Genomic DNA, 18889 nt, shown 5'->3' with positions numbered 1-18889 from the left:
TTTCCTTAGTAGCCGAGTGGATTAACGGCTTGCCTGCGCGATGGCGGCGGTAAAATACTGTTTGAGTTGCGGAATGCACGACCGGCAATTGGTTCCACACTGGAGCTGGTTTTGCAATTGCGTCAGCGTGGTCACGCCCTTTTGCTCAATCGCTTGTTCTATCTGGGTGTCCGTTACACGTAGACAACTGCACACAAGCTGGCTCACACGTGTGGCAAAGCCCGCTTGCATCAGTGCTTGCCAGTTGATGGGTTCACCAATGAGCGTTTGTAACTGTTGATAGTCCGCTTTGAGTGGCTGTGACGAGGCGATGAAGATCGCTTGTAACTTGGCTTGGCTTACCTCATGTGTGTGACTTTGCAGTTGTAGCGTGATCCAACCGAGTTCATGCTGCCAACTCACGCGGCGAACCTTGCTGGCCGCCGGTAGATTTCTCTCCGCCAGCTGCTGTGGAGGCAGGGTTAAGCTTGCAATGCGCCATACACCGGACTGTTCTTGATGTTGGTACGCGCAATAGTCTGTCGCTATCGCAGGCGAGAACTTGCTGATCATCACGCCAAAGCTAGCGACCGGTGCTTTTTCTACCTTAACAAAGCCGGATTTAAACGCAGGCTGGCCCGATATAGGGTCGCCCATGGCGCTGACTACTGCGTTAACTTGGCTCTGACCGCCATAGCGTCCAGCCCAATGCATGGACATAAACAGTTCACCAAACGCCATTGACTCATCGATGACCACCTTAGCTAACAGAGATTGCAGCGTGTCGGGGTTGGTGATGTTTGCCAGCTCTCCTGCTTGCAGTTCAAGCTTTTCAGCCGACAGACTATTCAAATAGACGGAAGGCTCAAGCTCACTTGCGGCCAGTTTCTCAATGTGACCCGTACGCGTCATGGTATGCCATTGATCACGCTGGCGTCCGCTATTTAAGCGCCAGAGCCCTCTGCCTATAGGCTCATCGCTGCTGTTTGCCAACTCCGTCACGGCGACGAATCTGGCTTTGCCATCGGGATGAGAGAAACAACGATCTGCATAGGGTGACTCTCCTCCCCATTGCGTTGGTCGCCACTGCTCGTAGGCTTCGTCACTGAGGTTCTGATACTGAGAGAGATCCAACTTGTAGTGACTGTCGCTATTAATGGCCGTGAGCCTTGCAAACTCACGAAAAATCGCCGCTTCAGATTCAAAGGCGAAGCCATTTTTCACCTGCAACTTTTGCGATAAACGTGCGCCCACTTCACAGATGGCTTGCCAATCAGGTTTGGCTTCTCCAGGAGGGGAGATAAATCGACGCTGACGCGACATTCGCCGCTCAGAATTGGTGACCATTCCTTGCTTTTCTCCCCATCCAGCGGCGGGTAGCAACAAATCAGCGTAGTGTGCAACATCTGAATCGGCGGTGATGTCTGACACAATCACACACGGGCATCGTTCAAGTGCTTGGCGTATCCATCGGTTATCAGGCATTGAAACCACCGGATTGGTGGCCATGATCCACAACACTTTGATCTCCCCTCTCTCGACGGCCTTAAACAGATCCAGCGCTTTTAAACCGGGTTGTTCTGCAATGCGAGGCGATTGCCAAACCCGCTGCACAGCGCGGATGGAATCAGGATCAAAACCTCGGTGAGCCGCCAACTGATTCGCTAGCCCACCCACTTCTCTGCCGCCCATGGCATTGGGCTGACCCGTCAACGAAAATGGCCCTGCACCGCGCTTACCAATTTGCCCAGTGGCGAGATGTGCATTGATGATGGCATTGGCTTTATCGACCCCGTTTTGCGCTTGATTGACCCCTTGGCAAAACAGCGTCATCGTCGCGTTGCTGCGTGAAAACCATTGATAGAAAGTGCGCAGCGCTTGAACGTCGATGCCACAGTGAAACGCCACTTGCTCCAATTGATATGCCCCACTCGAGATCAACGCCTGTAGTGCAGCAAACCCTTGGGTGTGTTGCTCAATAAACTCGGTATCGACGCCCTTGTCACTGCCTTGCTGCTCGAGCAAATATGCAAGCAAACCATTAAACAAACTGACATCGCTGTCATTGGCGATGGGCAAATGCAGGTCCGCTTGCTCAGCGGTGACGGTTTTGCGTGGATCAATCACCACCAACTTGACGTTTGGATTGCGGTCACGGATTTGCTGAATGCGGCGAAACAACACGGGATGGGTCCACGCCGTGTTGGCACCACTGATCACGATCAGCTCCGCATGTTCGAGATCGTCATAACTCACGGGGACGACATCTTCGCCAAAAGCTCGCACATGAGCAGCAACCGCCGAGGACATACATAAGCGCGAGTTGGTGTCGATGTTTGCGCTGCCCACATAGCCCTTCATCAACTTATTGGCGACGTAGTAATCTTCGGTAAGCAGTTGCCCCGACACATACATTGCCACTGATTCTGGTCCATATTGTTCCATCGCCTGATGAATTCGCTGCGCAATCCAATCGCTCGCCTGCTCCCAACTGACTTGCTCATCGGCAAGCTTGGGATAAAGCAAACGGCTCGGCATGTTTAAACTCTCCGCCAACGCCGCGCCTTTGACGCACAATGCGCCATGATTGGCAGGATGTTCTTTGTCTCCTACCAGCCCATCTGGCTTTGCCTCCACACCACAACCGACCCCACAGTAAGGACACGTTGTTTTGCTGCATCCATGCATAGATAACTCCTTTAAAATGAAAAAAGCCCCTTCTGTTTCCAGAAGAGGCTTCGTTGCCGTGACGTTGCTTAGTTTGTTTTATTGTTCAGCGCGAGTGACTTTAAAAAGTAATAGCAAAGCAAGTGCCAAACCAAACAGTGCAATAATTTCAATCAATTAGCTTACTGTTATCGCCATACCCATGCTGATAATGCACAATGGCGGTGCACAATGTTGCCTTATTGTGCACCTGTAAAGGCGGGGTTAAACGCAGTACGACACATCACCAAACGGCTTTCACCATCATCAAAATAGTTCTCTTCCTCGGTGAGGATTTCAAAGCCACAGGATTGATAGATGGCGCGCGCTGGCAGGTTGTCTGGCGCAACCGTCAAATAGATTTTTTGGTAATGCGACTGACGCGCCAGCGCATACTTCACCAATTGTTTGGCAATTCCTTGCCCTTGGTAAGCTGGCGATACTGCCAACGACAGCATCCAAGCTTCATTGCTGTTGTCTGCCTTAGGCACAATCAGCACATACCCCGCAATCTGATGCTCACACTCAGCTACCATAAAACCACTACGCCAGCAATCATAAGCTTGGCGTAAAAAAAACGCCGGATAACCGTGTTGAGCGAATAACTGTTTTTCCATCGCCTCTATATCGGGCAATTGTGAACGTTGGATATTTGAAAAAGAAAGACTCATCTCGTTCGCCTAGAAAGGGTTAATGGCCGTAACCTTAACCGAGAGCGCAAGCGATGACTAGCCCTAGATGCATACAAAAAGTGATGTTAATCAATTCGTTTAAATACAACAACTTGCATTAACATAAATTGTACATTTGGCAAAGCGTGCAAAATAAATTCAAGCGCACAATTTTATAAATCTCACCCCTACACAGTGTGATTTACCTTCCGCCCCCCCATTAATGACATTCATATTATTGATGGTTTTTTTATGATTGATGTCGCCAAGCGGCTAAGCGTGGTGCTTAACGTCATTCAGTTAAAGCGACAACGCTTCACGCAGGCAAACCCTTTTGAAGTCATACCGATAATAAGAGACATACCCTATGAAACCGTCAAAATTCGTTTTTCTCTCTGCTGCCATCGCTTGTAGCCTGTCCGGTACCGCCAATGCTGACGCCATTTTGCATGCGTTTAACTGGAAGTACTCCGACGTCACGCAAAACGCCTCGCAAATCGCGGCGGCGGGTTATAAAAAAGTGCTGATTTCGCCAGCACTGAAATCGAGTGGCAATGAATGGTGGGCACGTTATCAACCGCAAGATCTGCGCGTGATCGATTCGCCACTTGGCAACAAAAGTGACTTAAAATCCATGATTGATGCGCTGAAGGCGGTTGGCGTTGATGTGTATGCCGATGTGGTACTGAACCATATGGCTAATGAAACATGGAAGCGTGAAGACTTAAATTACCCTGGCAGTGAAGTGCTGCAACAATACGCTGCTAACACCAGTTATTATGCGGACCAAACGCTTTTTGGCAATTTAACAGAAAACCTATTCTCGGGCTTTGACTTCCACCCAGAAGGCTGTATTAGCGACTGGAATGATGCCGGCAATGTGCAATACTGGCGTCTTTGTGGCGGCGCAGGTGACCGAGGGCTGCCAGACTTAGACCCGAACAACTGGGTGGTGTCGCAACAACGTTTGTATTTGAATGCGCTAAAAGGTTTAGGTGTGAAAGGCTTCCGCATTGATGCGGTTAAACACATGAGCCAATATCAAATCGACCAGATTTTCACTCCAGAGATTACCGCCGGAATGCACGTATTTGGTGAAGTGATCACCAGCGGTGGCAAAGGCGACTCCAGCTATGAGAACTTCTTAGCGCCTTATCTCAACGCCACCAACCATTCGGCTTACGATTTCCCACTGTTTGCCTCTATTCGCAACGCCTTCTCCTACAGCGGTGGCATGAACATGCTTCATGATCCACAAGCCTATGGCCAAGGGCTTGAAAACGCACGTTCAATTACCTTTACCATCACGCACGACATCCCAACGAACGACGGTTTCCGATATCAAATCATGGATCCGAAAGATGAAGAGTTGGCTTACGCTTATATCCTCGGTAAAGATGGCGGCACACCTCTGATTTACAGCGACAACTTACCTGATAACGAGGATCGTGATAATCGCCGTTGGGAAGGCGTTTGGAACCGTGACCTGATGAAGAACATGTTGCGCTTCCATAACCAAATGCAAGGGCAAGAGATGACGATGCTATACAGCGATCAGTGTCTGCTGATGTTTAAGCGTGGTAAACAAGGGGTGGTCGGCATTAATAAATGTGGTGAAGAGCGTTCTCATACCGTTGACACCTATCAGCATGAGTTCAACTGGTATCAGCCTTACACCGATACACTCACTGGCGCGAATGAAACCGTGAGTTCGCGTTACCACACCTTCCGAATTCCAGCCCGCAGTGCGCGCATGTACATGCTCTAAAAAGCAAGTATGACACCAAAAAAATCGGCACCTGAGGTGCCGATTTTATGAGTACTGTACCAATCAATGGTTCTAGAAGCTCGACGTTACAACTTAAAGCGAGAAATCTCTCTATCCAAGTCGCCCGCAAGCGCATGCAGACGTTTGGCTTGTTCAACCGCGTCGATGGCATCGTGTGCAAGTCGATCACTCACTTCACGCACCGATTCCGTATTACCATTGATATCGGCGGTCACCAGCGATTGCTCTTCAGCCGCCGACGCAATTTGCGTCGCCATATCGCTGATGGTTTGAATTGCTTCACCAATCGCTGTCAAACTCTCGCCCGTTAGATTCACATCCGCAACACTGGTCTCGGCTAATTGATGGCTTTGCTTCATCACAGACACCGCATCGTTTGTGGCTTTTTGCAGCCCTTGAATCTTACTTTGGATCTCTTCTGTTGAAGCATGAGTACGTTGAGACAGAACACGAACTTCATCCGCAACCACCGCAAAACCGCGGCCTTGTTCACCTGCACGCGCGGCTTCAATTGCTGCATTCAACGCCAGTAAGTTGGTTTGTTCTGCAATGTCTCTAATCGTTGCGAGAATGGTCGAGATTTGCTGACCATGCGCTTCCAGCTCGCCAATAATTTCTACGGCATTGTTGAGCTCACTCGCCAGCGAATGAATAGAGTCTTGGCTCTTGGTCATTTGTTGGAAACCATGCTGACTCAGCTCCACCGACTGGTTGGCATTCTTCGCTGTGTTGTCAGCGTTGCCTGCAATTTCTGCCGTCGCTGACGCCATTTCCGTTACCGCGGTGGCCACCATCGTAATTTCATCTTGCTGCTGGCGAATGCTGTTGCTGCGCTGGGTTGCAGTACGCGCTGCTTCGTCAGCTCCGAGGTTCAATGCGCCAGAAACGTCGCGCACATTTTTCACCATCACATGTAAGCGGTCGACGAACTTGTTGAACTTCTCAGCCAGTTGGCCCACTTCGTCTTGGCTGGTCACTTGCAAACGGCGGGTTAAGTCGCCATCACCTTCGGCAATATCCGCCAACGCTTCGCTAACACGGCCCAGTTCGATCAACTGTCTTGCAACAAACCAAGAGGTTGCTGCGGCCATGATCACCAAGACCAACAAACCGATTAACGCCTGACTAAACAGCATGTCCGTAATCGGTTCTTCAAGTGTGGCTTTGTCCATCTCCATCACAAGTAACCAGTCGGTGTACTCGATCGGTTGCGCCATGATCACTTTCTCAGCCCCATTTACCGTCGCGTAGATGGCGGTATCGCTGTCTGCCGCTTGAATCAGTTGGGTAATATTCAGCTCAGAAGCGATCTCATGGATGGGTTTCAGCAGCACATCTTTATTTGGGTGTGCCACGATAGCCCCTTTACGGTTGACCAGAATGGCTTGACCATTCCCTGGCACTTGAATCGCTAAAACGTCTTTAATCAGTTTATCCAACGCAAGATTGGATGCCGCAACACCAATTAACTTGCCGTTTTGACGCACTGGATCCGTTAAAGTCACCACCAAGGTTTGCATGGTCACACTGACATAAGGCGCAGTGGTAATCGCGCGATCTTCCGCTTTGGCTTCTTTGTACCAGCCACGAGCACGCGGGTCGTAACCGGGTTTGTTTAGTGAAGGATCATGACGGAACATGTCACCTTGCTCGTTACCGTAGTAGCTTAAGCCAAAGCCACCAGCAATAAGGGTTTGACGCAGGTGAGGCACAATGTCGAGATCAGGGTTACGTTCAATCTCTTCTCTTAACCCCTTCACCGCCAATTGCTTATCATGAAACCAATCGGCAATGCCTTTGGCATGCGCTTCAAGCGTGTTGCGACTCTCACTTTCAATCGCACGCCAGCTGTGAGTGTTAAACGTTTTGTATCCGACGAACAGTAAAGTGGCAGATGTGATTGCAATAGCCAAAACAACCGAGGAAACCATCTTCCTCTTCAAACTAAATTGCATAGTTGACTCTCATTGTAGTTATAAACATTGTTGAATAACTGAGAATATACGTTTCGCTTTACAAATTTCTGGGTTTTAACTCTAAATTTATACTCAACCAGTTTGATTGATTTATCACTGTGTGATCTTGCTTCAAAATAACGGCGTCCGAAGACGCCGTTTTATTTCTTAAACATACTCTTTTAAGAACAAATAGTTATGACAACTTAAACGTGGCCACTTTCGCGCTGAGTTCCTCTGCTTGCTCTTTTAGCTGGTTCGACTCCACGGAGCTGTCTTGTGAGCTGACCACCAACTGATCGGCCACATCTTTGATCGACGTGATGTTTTGGGTGATCTCGCTGGTCACATGGGTTTGCTCTTCAGCTGCTGTGGCGATTTGCGTCGCCATATCGCTAATGAGCGTCACCGCTGTGTTGATTTCTTCCAATGCTTGCGTCGCTTTATCCGCATCAGCAACCGAGTTGCCAGCTAACTTCGAGCTGTTTTCCATCAAGTTCACCGCACGATGCGTAATTTGTTGTAAGGCATCGATGGTGGATTTGATCTCTTCTGTCGAAGAGTGAGTACGCTGTGACAAAACACGCACTTCATCCGCCACAACCGCAAAGCCACGCCCTTGCTCCCCGGCGCGAGCCGCTTCAATCGCCGCGTTCAATGCCAACAAGTTGGTTTGTTCCGCAATGCCTTGAATAGTAGCAAGTACGGTCGAAATTTCTTGAGCATGACGATTAAGATCCGAAATCACGTTGCTCGCTTGGTCCAGTTCGCTTGCAAGGCTATTGATCGAAGACTTGGTATGAAGCACCAAGGCATGACCATCGTTGGTGCTGGCAGCAGAATCCTGTGCTGCGCGGGCGGTTTGCTCCGCATGCGATGCGATTTCTTGCGTGGCACTGGCCAGTTCAGTTACCGCCGTCGCAACCATGGTGATTTCTTGTTGTTGGTGATGAATTTCATTCACTGCACTGTTCGCGCGGTAAGTACTTTTATCCGACTGTTGAGTAAGTTGATGAGACTGCTCTCGAATGTGACCGATCAGTTGCTGCAGACTCGCGACAAATGTATTGAAATTATGAGCCAATTTACCCACTTCATCATCGCTTTCAACCACAATGCGTTGCGTCAAATCACCACTGCCGTTTGCAATCTGTTCAAGCGCCACAGAAACGTTATTTAGCGGACGGAACAGCAAGTTACATAACATATTGAACAGTAGCGTACACACAATCACCACCACCGCGGTGACCAGAATTTGGCCGATGACAGCATCAAACAACGGCTCAACCAGCGAGTTGTAATTGATAACACTCACGGTCGTCAGTTGCGTGCCTTCTATCGCTTTTGCATACACCACGGATTTTTCACCAAAGACATCCACATAGATATCTTTGCCGTCTCGCGCAGCTTGGGTGATGTCATTAAACTTCAAGCCAAGTTGACTGACCGGTTGATTCAGCAACTTGGTGTCAGAGTGGGTAAACACATTGCCTTGCTGGTTGGCAATAAACATATAACCTTCACCGGGTAAGATTACCTTAGCCATACTGTTGAGAATGTCGGTGATTTCGACATCCGCCCCCAACACCACTTGCTGGCCATGCAACGAAAGAGCTTTACCCAATGAGACCACGTTTGCCCCGGTCGCCGCGGCGACAGTTGGGTTATCCATAAAGACTTTAGCTGGATTCGCCATGGCGTTTTTATACCAACCCCATTGGCGAGGATCATCGTTCCCCGGCGGTAAAACCACACCATTCGCGTTGTCTTGAGCACCATCTGGGTAGGCGAGAAAGACATTATCAAAACTGGCCGAATCTTTCACCTGTTTTAAATGAGTCACAATGGACTGTTTGTCGACTTCAGAGGATAGCGCCGTTAACGCTCGCTCTTTTGAAAGTAGCCAGTCCGTAACATATTGATTGTATGACGCGGTGGTACTGGTCAGGCGCTGTTGCACCTCGACTTCCAACCGATTTAGTGAAGCGTTAAATGATAGCGCTTCAACCAAAAGTCCCCCGACAATAATGGCAGCGCTCGCTGAAACAGCGAGTTTGTTTTTTAAAGAAAGTTTTCTAAGCATTGTAATCCTGCTCTTTTGTTATTGATTTAGCTCAACACCTGCCACCGCCCTCACACAAAAGTGCTTGGGCATCCTCGATGCCAGTGTTCCCGCACATTATAAATTCGAAGCTAAAAATAAATCATGACCAAGCTCTTAACTTTCAACATCCAACGTTCAGTATCTCATCACTAAAACCGTAAATTTTTCCTGAGGACTTAAGAGAGTTAAAACATACCAAAAATAGCGAAATCACAATCAAAACCTATTTCGCTTTTTCATTGAATAAAAACAAACTTATTTTAGAGCAATAATTCTAAAAATGAATTTCTGCATTAAATAATTTAGTGATGACAAATATGAATAAATAGATTTCATTTTTATCAATTTAAAAATACAACCCAATAATTAAGAAATAGTTAAATTAAAAACAACTAATTAACCACTCTCTTTTTTAGTTAAATCTTACAAATTAAAAGACAAAATAAAAACCACTTAAAAACAAAAAGATAAAATAACAACACCCACATTAATCAATAAGTTAAATTTAGAATACACTTATATTAGATCACTTTTAAAACAATAATAGATCAGATATTAATCTGTTGATTTTGTGACAATGAGCCAAAAAATACTTTTATTTTATTTATATGAAATATTTTCAGGATTATTAATAAATAGCCAACAGGATTTTGGTGCATATCTATTCTCAAGGACGAACCAAACAATCTCCATAAAAATATTAATGTTATGGAGAAAATAACAATAATAACCCTTACTCGTAATGAGGAATCTATGCTTAATAACAAAAATAGAAATGTAGGACGCCTTACCCTACTCTGCTGTTTGTTTGCGGCGAATGCTTTTGCTGATGTTCAAATTTTGGGCAGCGAAAGTGAGCTTTCACAAACCATTGCCGAGCAGTACCAACAAAATGTCACGCTGTTTAACGGCCAGTTAAACAGTAATGATGTGTTGTATGTCAATGTAGGAACAGCAACAGATGATGAAATCACTCAAGCAAAAAGTCATATCATCTCCGGTAGCACCGTGGTGATCGATTTGACTCAAATTGCAGGTGACGACGCAAGGCTTGATTGGAGCCAGAAACTCACTGGTTTAGGACTGTCAGCACCCGTTGTTGTCACTGGGGTTTATCAAGGCGACGCCTTAGTCAATGCGATCGTCAGTGATGTCACCGACGAGAATGATAATCCCATCAACGATCCCCAAGCCGAGTTAGAGAGCGTTAAACTTTCTCTTACTCATGCCCTAGACCGCTTCCAATCTGAGGGAAAATAAGATGAAAAAAATAACTCTGTTTACCCTTTCTCTTTTAGCTACCGCGGTACAGGTTGGCGCACAAGAATATGTGCCGATTGTTGAGAAACCTATTTATATCACCAGCTCAAAAATTAAGTGCGTGCTACACACAAGTGGTGATTTCAACGCCACACGAGACTGGTGTAATGCGGGCGCTTCCATCGATGTTCGCGTCAATGTGGCACAGATGCGCTCGGTGCAATCGGCAACGTCAGATGGTTTTACTCCTGACGCCAAAATTGTCCGCTTTACCGTCGATGCCGACAAGCCTGGCACGGGTATCCATTTGGTTAACGAGCTACAGCAAGATCACAGTTGGTTCCAGAGTTGGGCAAACCGCCGCACTTACATTGGCCCATTCGCCAGCAGTTATGACCTTTGGGTGAAACCGGTTTCGGGTTACACACCGAAAAAAGCGCGTGACCTACCGCAGAATGAGAACAAAAACTACCAACACCGTGATACTTACGGTTACTCCATCGGTATTAACGGTAAAGTAGGCGCGGAAGTGAACAAAGACGGCCCGAAAGTAGGTGGCGAAGTCAGTGGCTCATTTACTTACAACTACTCGAAAACCTTGGTGTTTGATACAAAAGACTATCGCATCAACAACCGCTCATCACTGAGTGATTTTGATATTTCATTCGAGCGTGAGTTTGGTGAGTGTGATGAACTGCGCCGCCAAGAGCTTGGATGCTATTTCACCGCCGCTCACTGGGGCAGTGGCTGGGTATTTGATAAGACGAAGTTCAACCCAATCTCTTATTCCAACTTCAAACCGAACTATGACGTTTTGTACGAAGCGCCTGTGTCTGAAACCGGCGTAACGGATTTCGAGATGGGCGTGAAACTCAACTATCGTGCACGCTTTGGTACGGTAATCCCTTCAGCACTCTTCTCAGTTTATGGTTCTGCGGGCTCGTCAACCAACAGCAGTACCGTGAAACAACGTATTCGCATCGACTGGAATCATCCACTGTTTGAAGCGGAAGCACACGTTACACTACAATCACTGAGCAACAACGATCTCTGCCTAGATGTTTATGGTGAGAACGGTGACAAAACGGTTGCGGGTGGTTCGGTTAACGGCTGGAGCTGTCACGGCAGTTGGAACCAAGTTTGGGGCCTAGATAAAGAAGAACGTTACCGTAGCCGAGTGGCATCCGATCGTTGTTTGACCGTAAACGCAGACAAAACGCTCACAGTCGAACAGTGTGGTGCGAACTTAGCACAGAAATGGTATTGGGAAGGCGATAAGCTCATCAGCCGCTATGTTGATGGCAACAATACTCGCTACCTTCTAAACATTGTCGGTGGCCGTAATGTTCAAGTAACCCCTGAAAATGAAGCAACTCAGGCGCGTTGGAAACCCACATTACAACAAGTCAAACTCTAGGGTTTGTTGACCTTAGCGATACCCAAACGCTCCCAGTGTATTCGGGAGCGTTTTTCTTTACTCGCCATCTATTCGTCATCGACTTTCCTTCTTTTTATCCCGAGCTACGTGATTGAGTTTGTTTCCTTCTCTAAGGTCTTGCCAGTGACCTTTTACTTTCGTTTGCTCATTTATCAATCGATTCGCCTCTTTTTTGGATTTTCGAACTTTGTTGAAAGTGAGATCAGCAATCCATAACCTTAAGTTAATACTCTATTTTGTAAATTAATTAATTGAAATGTAACATTTCTCACAGAAATTACTTTCATAGAATACGAAAATTCCCACGCTTTCGAACGAAACCGTTTGCTCGTTCGCACACTAACGAAATGAGTTCCTGATTACCCTACACCTTACTTCGGACTCTTTTCGATACCATCGCAAAATACAATAAGAGGCTTTCCATGTTTGGTATATTCAAACCTAAGGCGCATATCGATCGCGTATCCAGCGACTCGCTCGACAGCACCTACTCCCGTCTACGCTGGCAATTGTTCATCGGTATTTTCGTCGGCTACGCTGGCTACTACCTTGTCCGCAAGAACTTCAGTTTGGCAATGCCCTACCTGATTGAACAAGGCTTTAGCCGTGGCGATCTTGGCGTGGCTTTGGCCGCCGTCTCCATTGCTTATGGCCTGTCTAAGTTTTTAATGGGCAGCGTCTCTGACCGTTCTGATCCTCGCTATTTCTTAAGTGCGGGTTTGGTGATGTCCTCCTTGGTCATGTTCTGCTTCGGCTTTATGCCATGGGCAACTGGCAGCATCACGGCAATGTTTATCTTACTGTTCCTCAACGGATGGTTCCAAGGTATGGGTTGGCCTGCGTGTGGGCGCACCATGGTGCATTGGTGGTCACGTAAAGAACGTGGTGAGATCGTGTCAGTTTGGAACGTTGCACACAACGTCGGTGGTGGCTTGATTGGTCCTATCTTCCTATTTGGTTTGTGGATGTTTAATGATGATTGGCGCACCGCGTTTTATGTGCCTGCATTTTTCGCCATGATAGTCGCGGTATTCATTTGGTTCACCGTGCGTGATACCCCGCAATCCTGTGGCCTACCGCCAATTGAAGAGTACAAAAACGACTACCCAGATGATTACAACACATCTCATGAAACAGAGATGACCGCAAAAGAAATTTTCTTTAAGTATGTATTTTCAAACAAACTTTTGTGGTCAATAGCTATTGCTAATGCTTTCGTCTATTTGATTCGTTACGGCGTGTTGGACTGGGCGCCTGTGTACTTAAAAGAAGCGAAAGAGTTCACGGTAGATAAATCATCTTGGGCTTACTTCCTATACGAATGGGCGGGTATTCCTGGCACGCTATTGTGTGGTTGGATTTCAGATAAACTGTTCAAAGGCCGCCGCGCACCAGCTGGCATCCTATTTATGTTCCTTGTCACTCTGGCGGTTCTTGTTTACTGGTTCAACCCAGCGGGTAATCCAGGTATTGATATGGCGGCGCTGGTAGCAATCGGCTTCCTGATCTACGGTCCTGTAATGCTTATCGGCCTTTATGCGCTTGAGCTTGCCCCGAAGAAAGCGGCAGGTACAGCAGCAGGTTTGACTGGTCTGTTTGGTTACCTAGGTGGTGCCGTGGCAGCCAACGCGGTATTAGGTTACACCGTAGACCATTTCGGCTGGGATGGCGGCTTCATTATTCTGGTTGGTTCTTGTATCACTTCTATCGTTTGTTTGACTTACGCATTACTGGGAGAAAAAGCCCATCATGATGCCAAACAAAAAGAGAAGGAAAAAGAACAAGAAGCCATCGCGTAACTGAACTTCCTCAGGCCCATCTTTTTGCTTAGTCGAACTGATGGGCCATTTTTTATGTCCAGACTACTCGGAGTGACAGGTAGGTGGAAAGTGAGTGACGCCCACGAGCGTAAGCAAACCAAAACCTCAACCTCTTCTAGTAGAAAAGAAATAAGCGCGAGTGTCATGGAGTATTCATATTCCTCCGTCACCATAAGCGCCTCTGATATATACCCAACCAAAATATCGCTATCAGAACAAGGAACTCATCATGAAACTTACCCCCCTTTTTCTTTCCCTTGCTGGCCTGTTAACCACTTCTGTTTTTGCCGAACCTCTTGTTATTGCTCATCGAGGTGCCTCTGGCTATTTGCCTGAGCACACACTGGAGGCGAAAACCTTGGCTTATGCCATGAAGCCCGATTACATCGAGCAAGATGTCGTCATGACCAAAGACGACCAACTGGTTGTATTGCACGACCACTACCTGGATCGCGTGACCGATGTAGCTGAGAAATTCCCCAATCGCGCACGTGCAGATGGCCGCTACTACGCCATCGACTTTACTTTGGCTGAGATCAAAACGCTGAAAGTGACCGAAGGCTTCAACATCGATGATAAAGGCAACAAAGTTCAGGGCTACCCGACTCGCTTTCCCATGTGGAAGTCTGATTTCACTGTCCCAACACTGGCTGAAGAAATTGAGCTGATTCAAGGCTTAAACAAAACCCTAGGCTATGACATCGGCATTTATCCTGAGATCAAAGCACCTTGGTTCCATCGTCACGAAGGTAAAGACATCAGTAAAGCGGTTCTTAATACGTTGAAAGCGTATGGCTATACCGATAAGAACAGCAAAGTCTATTTGCAATGTTTCGATCCGATTGAACTAAAACGCATTAACGATGAGTTAATGCCAGCAATGAAAATGGACCTAAAATTGGTTCAGCTCATGGCCTACACGGATTGGAACGAAACCATGGTGTACAACGGTAACCAAGCAACACCTTATGACTACGATTGGATGTTTAAACCCGGTGCGATGCAAGAAGTGGCGACATACGCAGAAGGCATTGGCCCTTGGAAACCGATGCTGGTCGATGACAAATCCACGAAAGAGAACATCATTGTGTTACCACTGATGAATGAAGCTAAACAAGCGGGATTAGCGGTTCATCCTTACACCTTCCGCGCCGATCCTGGTCGAATTGCCCCTTATGCGACCGATTTCGAGGGCATGCTCGACGTCTTTTACAACCAAGTCAAAGTGGATGGCTTATTCACCGACTTTCCAGATAAAGCGGTTGCTTTCCTAGAAAAGCAGCAGTAATCCCCCTACAGTCTATAATGACTTAATCCTTTAAGGCTGGCCTTTTGCCAGCCTTTATTTTTTTAGGATGCTGTTTTGCCGAGCTTTTTTCTTACTAATCGTCACTTTATGGCGTAAGATCCAGATCGCATTAGAGTAAAACACTTAGCTTCAGGACAAAAATACTTTAATAAAATGTTAAGATTCTCTGGCAGATTGACTACGCTGAAGTCAAAACATTATTTGCTCCGGAGAAATGACATTCCGGATAATCTAGCAAGGAGATTTCATGCTTAACCCCGTTACCGCGAAAGCGGTTATTGATCATGCCCTATTTCTAGGGGCCGACTTTGCGGAGTTGTTTGTCGAACATCATCAGACAAACAGCATTCAATTCAACTCTCAGGAAGTCGACAAAATAAACTCTGGTATCGATTTTGGTATTGGTATCCGACTCTTTTTCGGCCATAAAGTCCTGTATGGTTTTACCAACAGCACCGAAGAAAGTGAGTTGAAACGCGTGACTAGCCTCCTCGCGGCAAAAGACAAGCGCGATCAAATCGCTCAAGCTGGCTCATTGAATCTTATTCGACACCCAATGCAACACGTCTCACATCAACCACTCAGCAAAGACCCGTATTTGGATTCAAAAATTGCCTTCTTGCATCAAGCAGATCTCGCCGCTCGAGCGCAAAGTGAAAAGATTACGCAGTTCATGGGCTCAGTGTTACAACGTGAGCAGCAAATTGAGATCTTTAACTCAGAAGGTTTGCATATCGGTGATACACGACACTACGTTCGTGTGGCAACAAACGCTGTAGCTCAAGATGGCAGCGAGCAAAGCGTTGGTATGGAAGGCCCTGGTGCATTAATGGGCTGGGAATTTAGCCAGCAATTGGACGCCAAAGCGCTAGGGCAAGAAGTCGCAGAGCAAGCACTGGTGAAATTGAATGCCGATGTCTGCCCTTCTGGCGAAATGCCCGTCGTGATTGGCAACGGTTTTGGTGGCGTTATTTTCCATGAAGCCTGTGGTCACTTGCTAGAAACCACCTCAGTTGCTAAAAAAGCGTCTGTTTTCCATGACAAAATGGGCGAAATGATCGCACATTCTGCCGTGAGTGCCGTCGACGATGGCACCATGACCAACGAATGGGGCTCGATTCATATTGACGATGAAGGCATGGAGACTCAACGCACTCAGCTTATTAAAGATGGCAAGCTTACCAGTTTCATGGTCGACAAAATGGGCGGCCTAAAAACCGGTTACGCGCCAACGGGCTCAGGCCGCCGCCAAAACTATAAATTCGCGCCAACCTCTCGCATGAGAAATACCTTTATTGAAGAAGGTGAAAGTTCTTTTGATGAGATGATCTCAAGCATTGAGAAAGGTATTTACGCCAAGAAATTGGGCGGAGGTTCGGTTCAACCGGGCACGGGCGAATTTAACTTCGCCGTACGTGAAGCGTACCTCATCGAAAATGGCAAAATCACCAAACCATTAAAAACCGCGACCCTCATTAGCACCGGGCCTAAAGTTCTCAAAGAGATCAGCATGGTGGGCAAAGACATGGCTCTTGCACCCGGTATGTGTGGTTCGGTCAGTGGCTCAGTTCCGACCACCGTCGGTCAGCCCTCGTTGAAAGTGGATAAGATTCTCGTTGGAGGTGGTAACTAATGAGCCAGAAACAATCACTGCTTAACGCCATCGATCATCTTTTGGCGGAAACCCAAAAGCGTGGCGCACAAGCGGACATCATCGCACAAGCCAATGACAACTTTTCGCTCAAAGCCAATAAAGGCCAGCTAGACGAATACAAAGTCAGCGCCTCGCAGGTTATCGGCATTCGGGTGGTCAAAGATGACCGCGTAGCAACCAGTTACTCTGAGTCTCTCGCAACAGAAAGCCTCGACATGATGCTTAATAATGCGTTAGAAAGTGCCAAATACGCCAAGATTGACCCTCACCAAAAAATCAGTGTGGTCGGCAGTCAAATCATCAGCGACTACGCGGAGCTTAATCAAGAATGTGATGCCACTGTGGATGACAAAATCGCTTTGAGCTTGCGCTTGGAACAAGGTGTCGTAAGCCGTCCACACGCAACAAGCTCGCCGTACAACGGCTACAGCGATAACCGATCGCAGATTTTGATTGCAAACAGCCAAGGGACACTTTGCGAGCAGGCGGAGCGTTATCACTCGGCTTACGCTTACACGCTGTTTGAAAAAGAGGGCAAGCAATCTATGGCGGGGGCGATGAGCATTGGCCGACGTTATATCGATCTCGATCCTGAGTATTGTATTGAAGCAGGTTACCAACTCGCCAAAGATCTGCTCGATGGCGAAGCGGTTACGACGGGTAACTATGCGGTCATTTTCGACATTGATGCCCTAAGCGAGTTGTTTGGCGCGTTTTCAGCTTGTTTTTCTGCCTCTGTGGCGATGAAAGGCTTGAGCCCTCTGCGCGATAAGGTTGGCAGCGTGATCGCCAGTCCACTTATTTCTTTCTCCAGTAAAGCCTATGTAGAAGGTGGGTTCCGTATCCATAGCTTTGACAGCGAAGGTTTTGCCGCGCGTGATTTGGTCTTGATCGGCGAGGGTGAACTGAACTCACTGCTGCACAACAGTCAAACGGCCTCTTTCTTTGGTGTTGAAAACACTGGACATGCATCACGTGGACCAAAAGAAGGCTTGGAAATTTCAGCACACCATAAAGTGATTAACGCTGGCACAAGTAGCTTCTCAGACGTCACTGCTGGCGAGTATCTCGAGCTTGTTGAGCTGCAAGGTGTACACTCTGGCGCAGATTTTATTAGCGGTGATTTCTCATTCGGCGCAAGCGGATTCCTTTGTCGAGATGGCCAAAGAATCCAGCCCGTTCGTGGCATTACGGTCGCAGGTAATTTCTATCAAATGTTGAAAGAGGTTGATGCGTTAGGGTCGGTACTTGAATCTAACGACGGCGGCTCATTCTTCGCACCAAAGGTACGTTTCTCTCGCTTGAGCATAGGTGGGAAATAGCGCGAAACACGCCATTATTGTCGACCTCGCACTTTCCTAGTGTGGTCATTTGAATTCACGGAGGGGATTCCCTCCGTTTTCGTTTCTGCTCATCTCCACTTGTCATCAAAACAATACACTTACAAACATTCAACTTAGAGTTGTAACTCTATGTTTATTTCTATCAGAGGAATATAATCGCTGCGCCGTTCGCTTTGAGCTTGTTTAAGGCGACATTTTATCTGAGTAGTGGAGTACGGATGAAAAAACACGCGGGTTTCACTCTGATCGAACTAGTGGTCGTCATCGTCATATTAGGCATACTTGCCGTGACTGTGGCACCAAGATTCTTAAACCTTCAAGACGATGCCAAAGTGGCACGGCTAGAAGGCATGCGAGGTGCCATCGCTGCCGGTTTGGCGATAGGATATGGCAAAATGGCCATGACGGGTTTAGAGCATTATCGTTTCATCTCGAACAGTGCAACTGACCCAGATATCACACCGCCAACCCCAAAAACCAGCTTACCTTTTACGGGTTGCCAAATTGGTGGCTCTGAGCATTGTACATTTCTATATGGCTATCCTGATGCCGATGACACTGGCTTAACCATTGTGGTCGCGAATCTCAAAGGGGAAGGCTCGGACTGGCAAGTACTTCGCCACCCTTATGATCAGAACAACCCTAAACCACGAGAAGTGGTGGTGGCTGTACGCGGTGATGCCAATGCCAGCATGACACAATGTGGCGTCCGCTATGCACCACCTATCACAGAAAATACCCAGTATGAGTTAGAAGTGCTGCCCTGCCCTTAGAACATTGACTCACCAACAAAATGGAAGTGACCACTCCACCATACCTTCACTGGGGTTACTTCCATCTGATTAAAAATCAGCCCTATTC

12 protein-coding genes are annotated in these 18889 nt (G+C 47.4%); 8 read left to right on the top strand and 4 right to left on the bottom strand.

Going from position 1 to position 18889, the window contains the following annotated elements; translation table 11 throughout:
* Positions 1 to 21 precede the first annotated feature (21 nt).
* Complete coding sequence (locus AOT11_RS20995; protein WP_017422758.1) at positions 22 to 2667, bottom strand: nitrate reductase; 2646 nt, start codon at positions 2665 to 2667, stop codon at positions 22 to 24.
* Between the two features lie 218 nt (positions 2668 to 2885).
* Entirely contained in the window at positions 2886 to 3356 is a 471-nt protein-coding gene (locus AOT11_RS20990; RefSeq protein WP_017422757.1) for a GNAT family N-acetyltransferase, read from the bottom strand.
* Positions 3357 to 3723: 367 nt separating this feature from the next.
* Between AOT11_RS20990 and AOT11_RS20985 the strand changes: the two genes are divergently transcribed.
* Positions 3724 to 5124, top strand: coding sequence for an alpha-amylase family protein (locus AOT11_RS20985; RefSeq protein WP_017422756.1), 1401 nt, complete (start codon positions 3724 to 3726; stop codon positions 5122 to 5124).
* Between the two features lie 86 nt (positions 5125 to 5210).
* Here the strand turns inward: AOT11_RS20985 and AOT11_RS20980 are convergent, their stop codons facing one another.
* On the bottom strand, positions 5211 to 7100 hold the full coding sequence (locus AOT11_RS20980; RefSeq protein ID WP_017422755.1) for a methyl-accepting chemotaxis protein: 1890 nt from the start codon (positions 7098 to 7100) through the stop codon (positions 5211 to 5213).
* A gap of 196 nt (positions 7101 to 7296) precedes the next feature.
* Positions 7297 to 9183 (bottom strand): methyl-accepting chemotaxis protein, encoded by a 1887-nt coding sequence (locus tag AOT11_RS20975; RefSeq protein ID WP_011152261.1) that lies wholly within the window; start codon positions 9181 to 9183, stop codon positions 7297 to 7299.
* Positions 9184 to 9912: 729 nt separating this feature from the next.
* Between AOT11_RS20975 and AOT11_RS20970 the strand changes: the two genes are divergently transcribed.
* The 7 genes from AOT11_RS20970 to AOT11_RS20940 all read left to right on the top strand — a co-directional run bounded on the left by AOT11_RS20970 (position 9913) and on the right by AOT11_RS20940 (position 18801).
* Complete coding sequence (locus AOT11_RS20970) at positions 9913 to 10464, top strand: hypothetical protein (protein ID WP_017422754.1); 552 nt, start codon at positions 9913 to 9915, stop codon at positions 10462 to 10464.
* Position 10465: 1 nt separating this feature from the next.
* Positions 10466 to 11881 carry a leukocidin family pore-forming toxin gene (locus tag AOT11_RS20965; protein WP_017422753.1) on the top strand — a complete coding sequence of 472 codons (1416 nt, stop codon included), beginning with the start codon at positions 10466 to 10468 and terminating at the stop codon, positions 11879 to 11881.
* Positions 11882 to 12324: 443 nt separating this feature from the next.
* The gene (gene glpT, locus AOT11_RS20960) at positions 12325 to 13701 is read left to right on the top strand and encodes a glycerol-3-phosphate transporter (protein WP_017422752.1); all 1377 of its coding nucleotides are present in this window, start codon (positions 12325 to 12327) and stop codon (positions 13699 to 13701) included.
* 250 nt (positions 13702 to 13951) lie between these two features.
* Positions 13952 to 15010, top strand: coding sequence for a glycerophosphodiester phosphodiesterase (glpQ, locus tag AOT11_RS20955; protein ID WP_017422751.1), 1059 nt, complete (start codon positions 13952 to 13954; stop codon positions 15008 to 15010).
* Between the two features lie 268 nt (positions 15011 to 15278).
* Positions 15279 to 16664 (top strand): TldD/PmbA family protein, encoded by a 1386-nt coding sequence (locus AOT11_RS20950; RefSeq protein WP_017422750.1) that lies wholly within the window; start codon positions 15279 to 15281, stop codon positions 16662 to 16664.
* The gene (locus AOT11_RS20945) at positions 16664 to 18007 is read left to right on the top strand and encodes a TldD/PmbA family protein (protein WP_017422749.1); all 1344 of its coding nucleotides are present in this window, start codon (positions 16664 to 16666) and stop codon (positions 18005 to 18007) included. Before AOT11_RS20950 ends, AOT11_RS20945 begins: the two co-directional genes overlap by 1 nt.
* A gap of 239 nt (positions 18008 to 18246) precedes the next feature.
* Positions 18247 to 18801, top strand: coding sequence for a type II secretion system protein (locus tag AOT11_RS20940; protein ID WP_017422748.1), 555 nt, complete (start codon positions 18247 to 18249; stop codon positions 18799 to 18801).
* Positions 18802 to 18889 lie beyond the last annotated feature (88 nt).

The organism is Vibrio vulnificus NBRC 15645 = ATCC 27562 (assembly GCF_002224265.1).
In the GTDB taxonomy this organism is placed as follows: domain Bacteria; phylum Pseudomonadota; class Gammaproteobacteria; order Enterobacterales; family Vibrionaceae; genus Vibrio; species Vibrio vulnificus.
This window is presented reverse-complemented; position numbering and strand designations above follow the sequence as displayed.

Coding starts and splice junctions, on each gene's coding strand:
- AOT11_RS20995 (WP_017422758.1), bottom strand. CDS start 2,667: ATGCATGGATGCAGCAAAACAACGTGTCCTTACTGTGGGGTCGGTTGT.
- AOT11_RS20990 (WP_017422757.1), bottom strand. CDS start 3,356: ATGAGTCTTTCTTTTTCAAATATCCAACGTTCACAATTGCCCGATATA.
- AOT11_RS20985 (WP_017422756.1), top strand. CDS start 3,724: ATGAAACCGTCAAAATTCGTTTTTCTCTCTGCTGCCATCGCTTGTAGC.
- AOT11_RS20980 (WP_017422755.1), bottom strand. CDS start 7,100: ATGCAATTTAGTTTGAAGAGGAAGATGGTTTCCTCGGTTGTTTTGGCT.
- AOT11_RS20975 (WP_011152261.1), bottom strand. CDS start 9,183: ATGCTTAGAAAACTTTCTTTAAAAAACAAACTCGCTGTTTCAGCGAGC.
- AOT11_RS20970 (WP_017422754.1), top strand. CDS start 9,913: ATGGAGAAAATAACAATAATAACCCTTACTCGTAATGAGGAATCTATG.
- AOT11_RS20965 (WP_017422753.1), top strand. CDS start 10,466: ATGAAAAAAATAACTCTGTTTACCCTTTCTCTTTTAGCTACCGCGGTA.
- glpT (WP_017422752.1), top strand. CDS start 12,325: ATGTTTGGTATATTCAAACCTAAGGCGCATATCGATCGCGTATCCAGC.
- glpQ (WP_017422751.1), top strand. CDS start 13,952: ATGAAACTTACCCCCCTTTTTCTTTCCCTTGCTGGCCTGTTAACCACT.
- AOT11_RS20950 (WP_017422750.1), top strand. CDS start 15,279: ATGCTTAACCCCGTTACCGCGAAAGCGGTTATTGATCATGCCCTATTT.
- AOT11_RS20945 (WP_017422749.1), top strand. CDS start 16,664: ATGAGCCAGAAACAATCACTGCTTAACGCCATCGATCATCTTTTGGCG.
- AOT11_RS20940 (WP_017422748.1), top strand. CDS start 18,247: ATGAAAAAACACGCGGGTTTCACTCTGATCGAACTAGTGGTCGTCATC.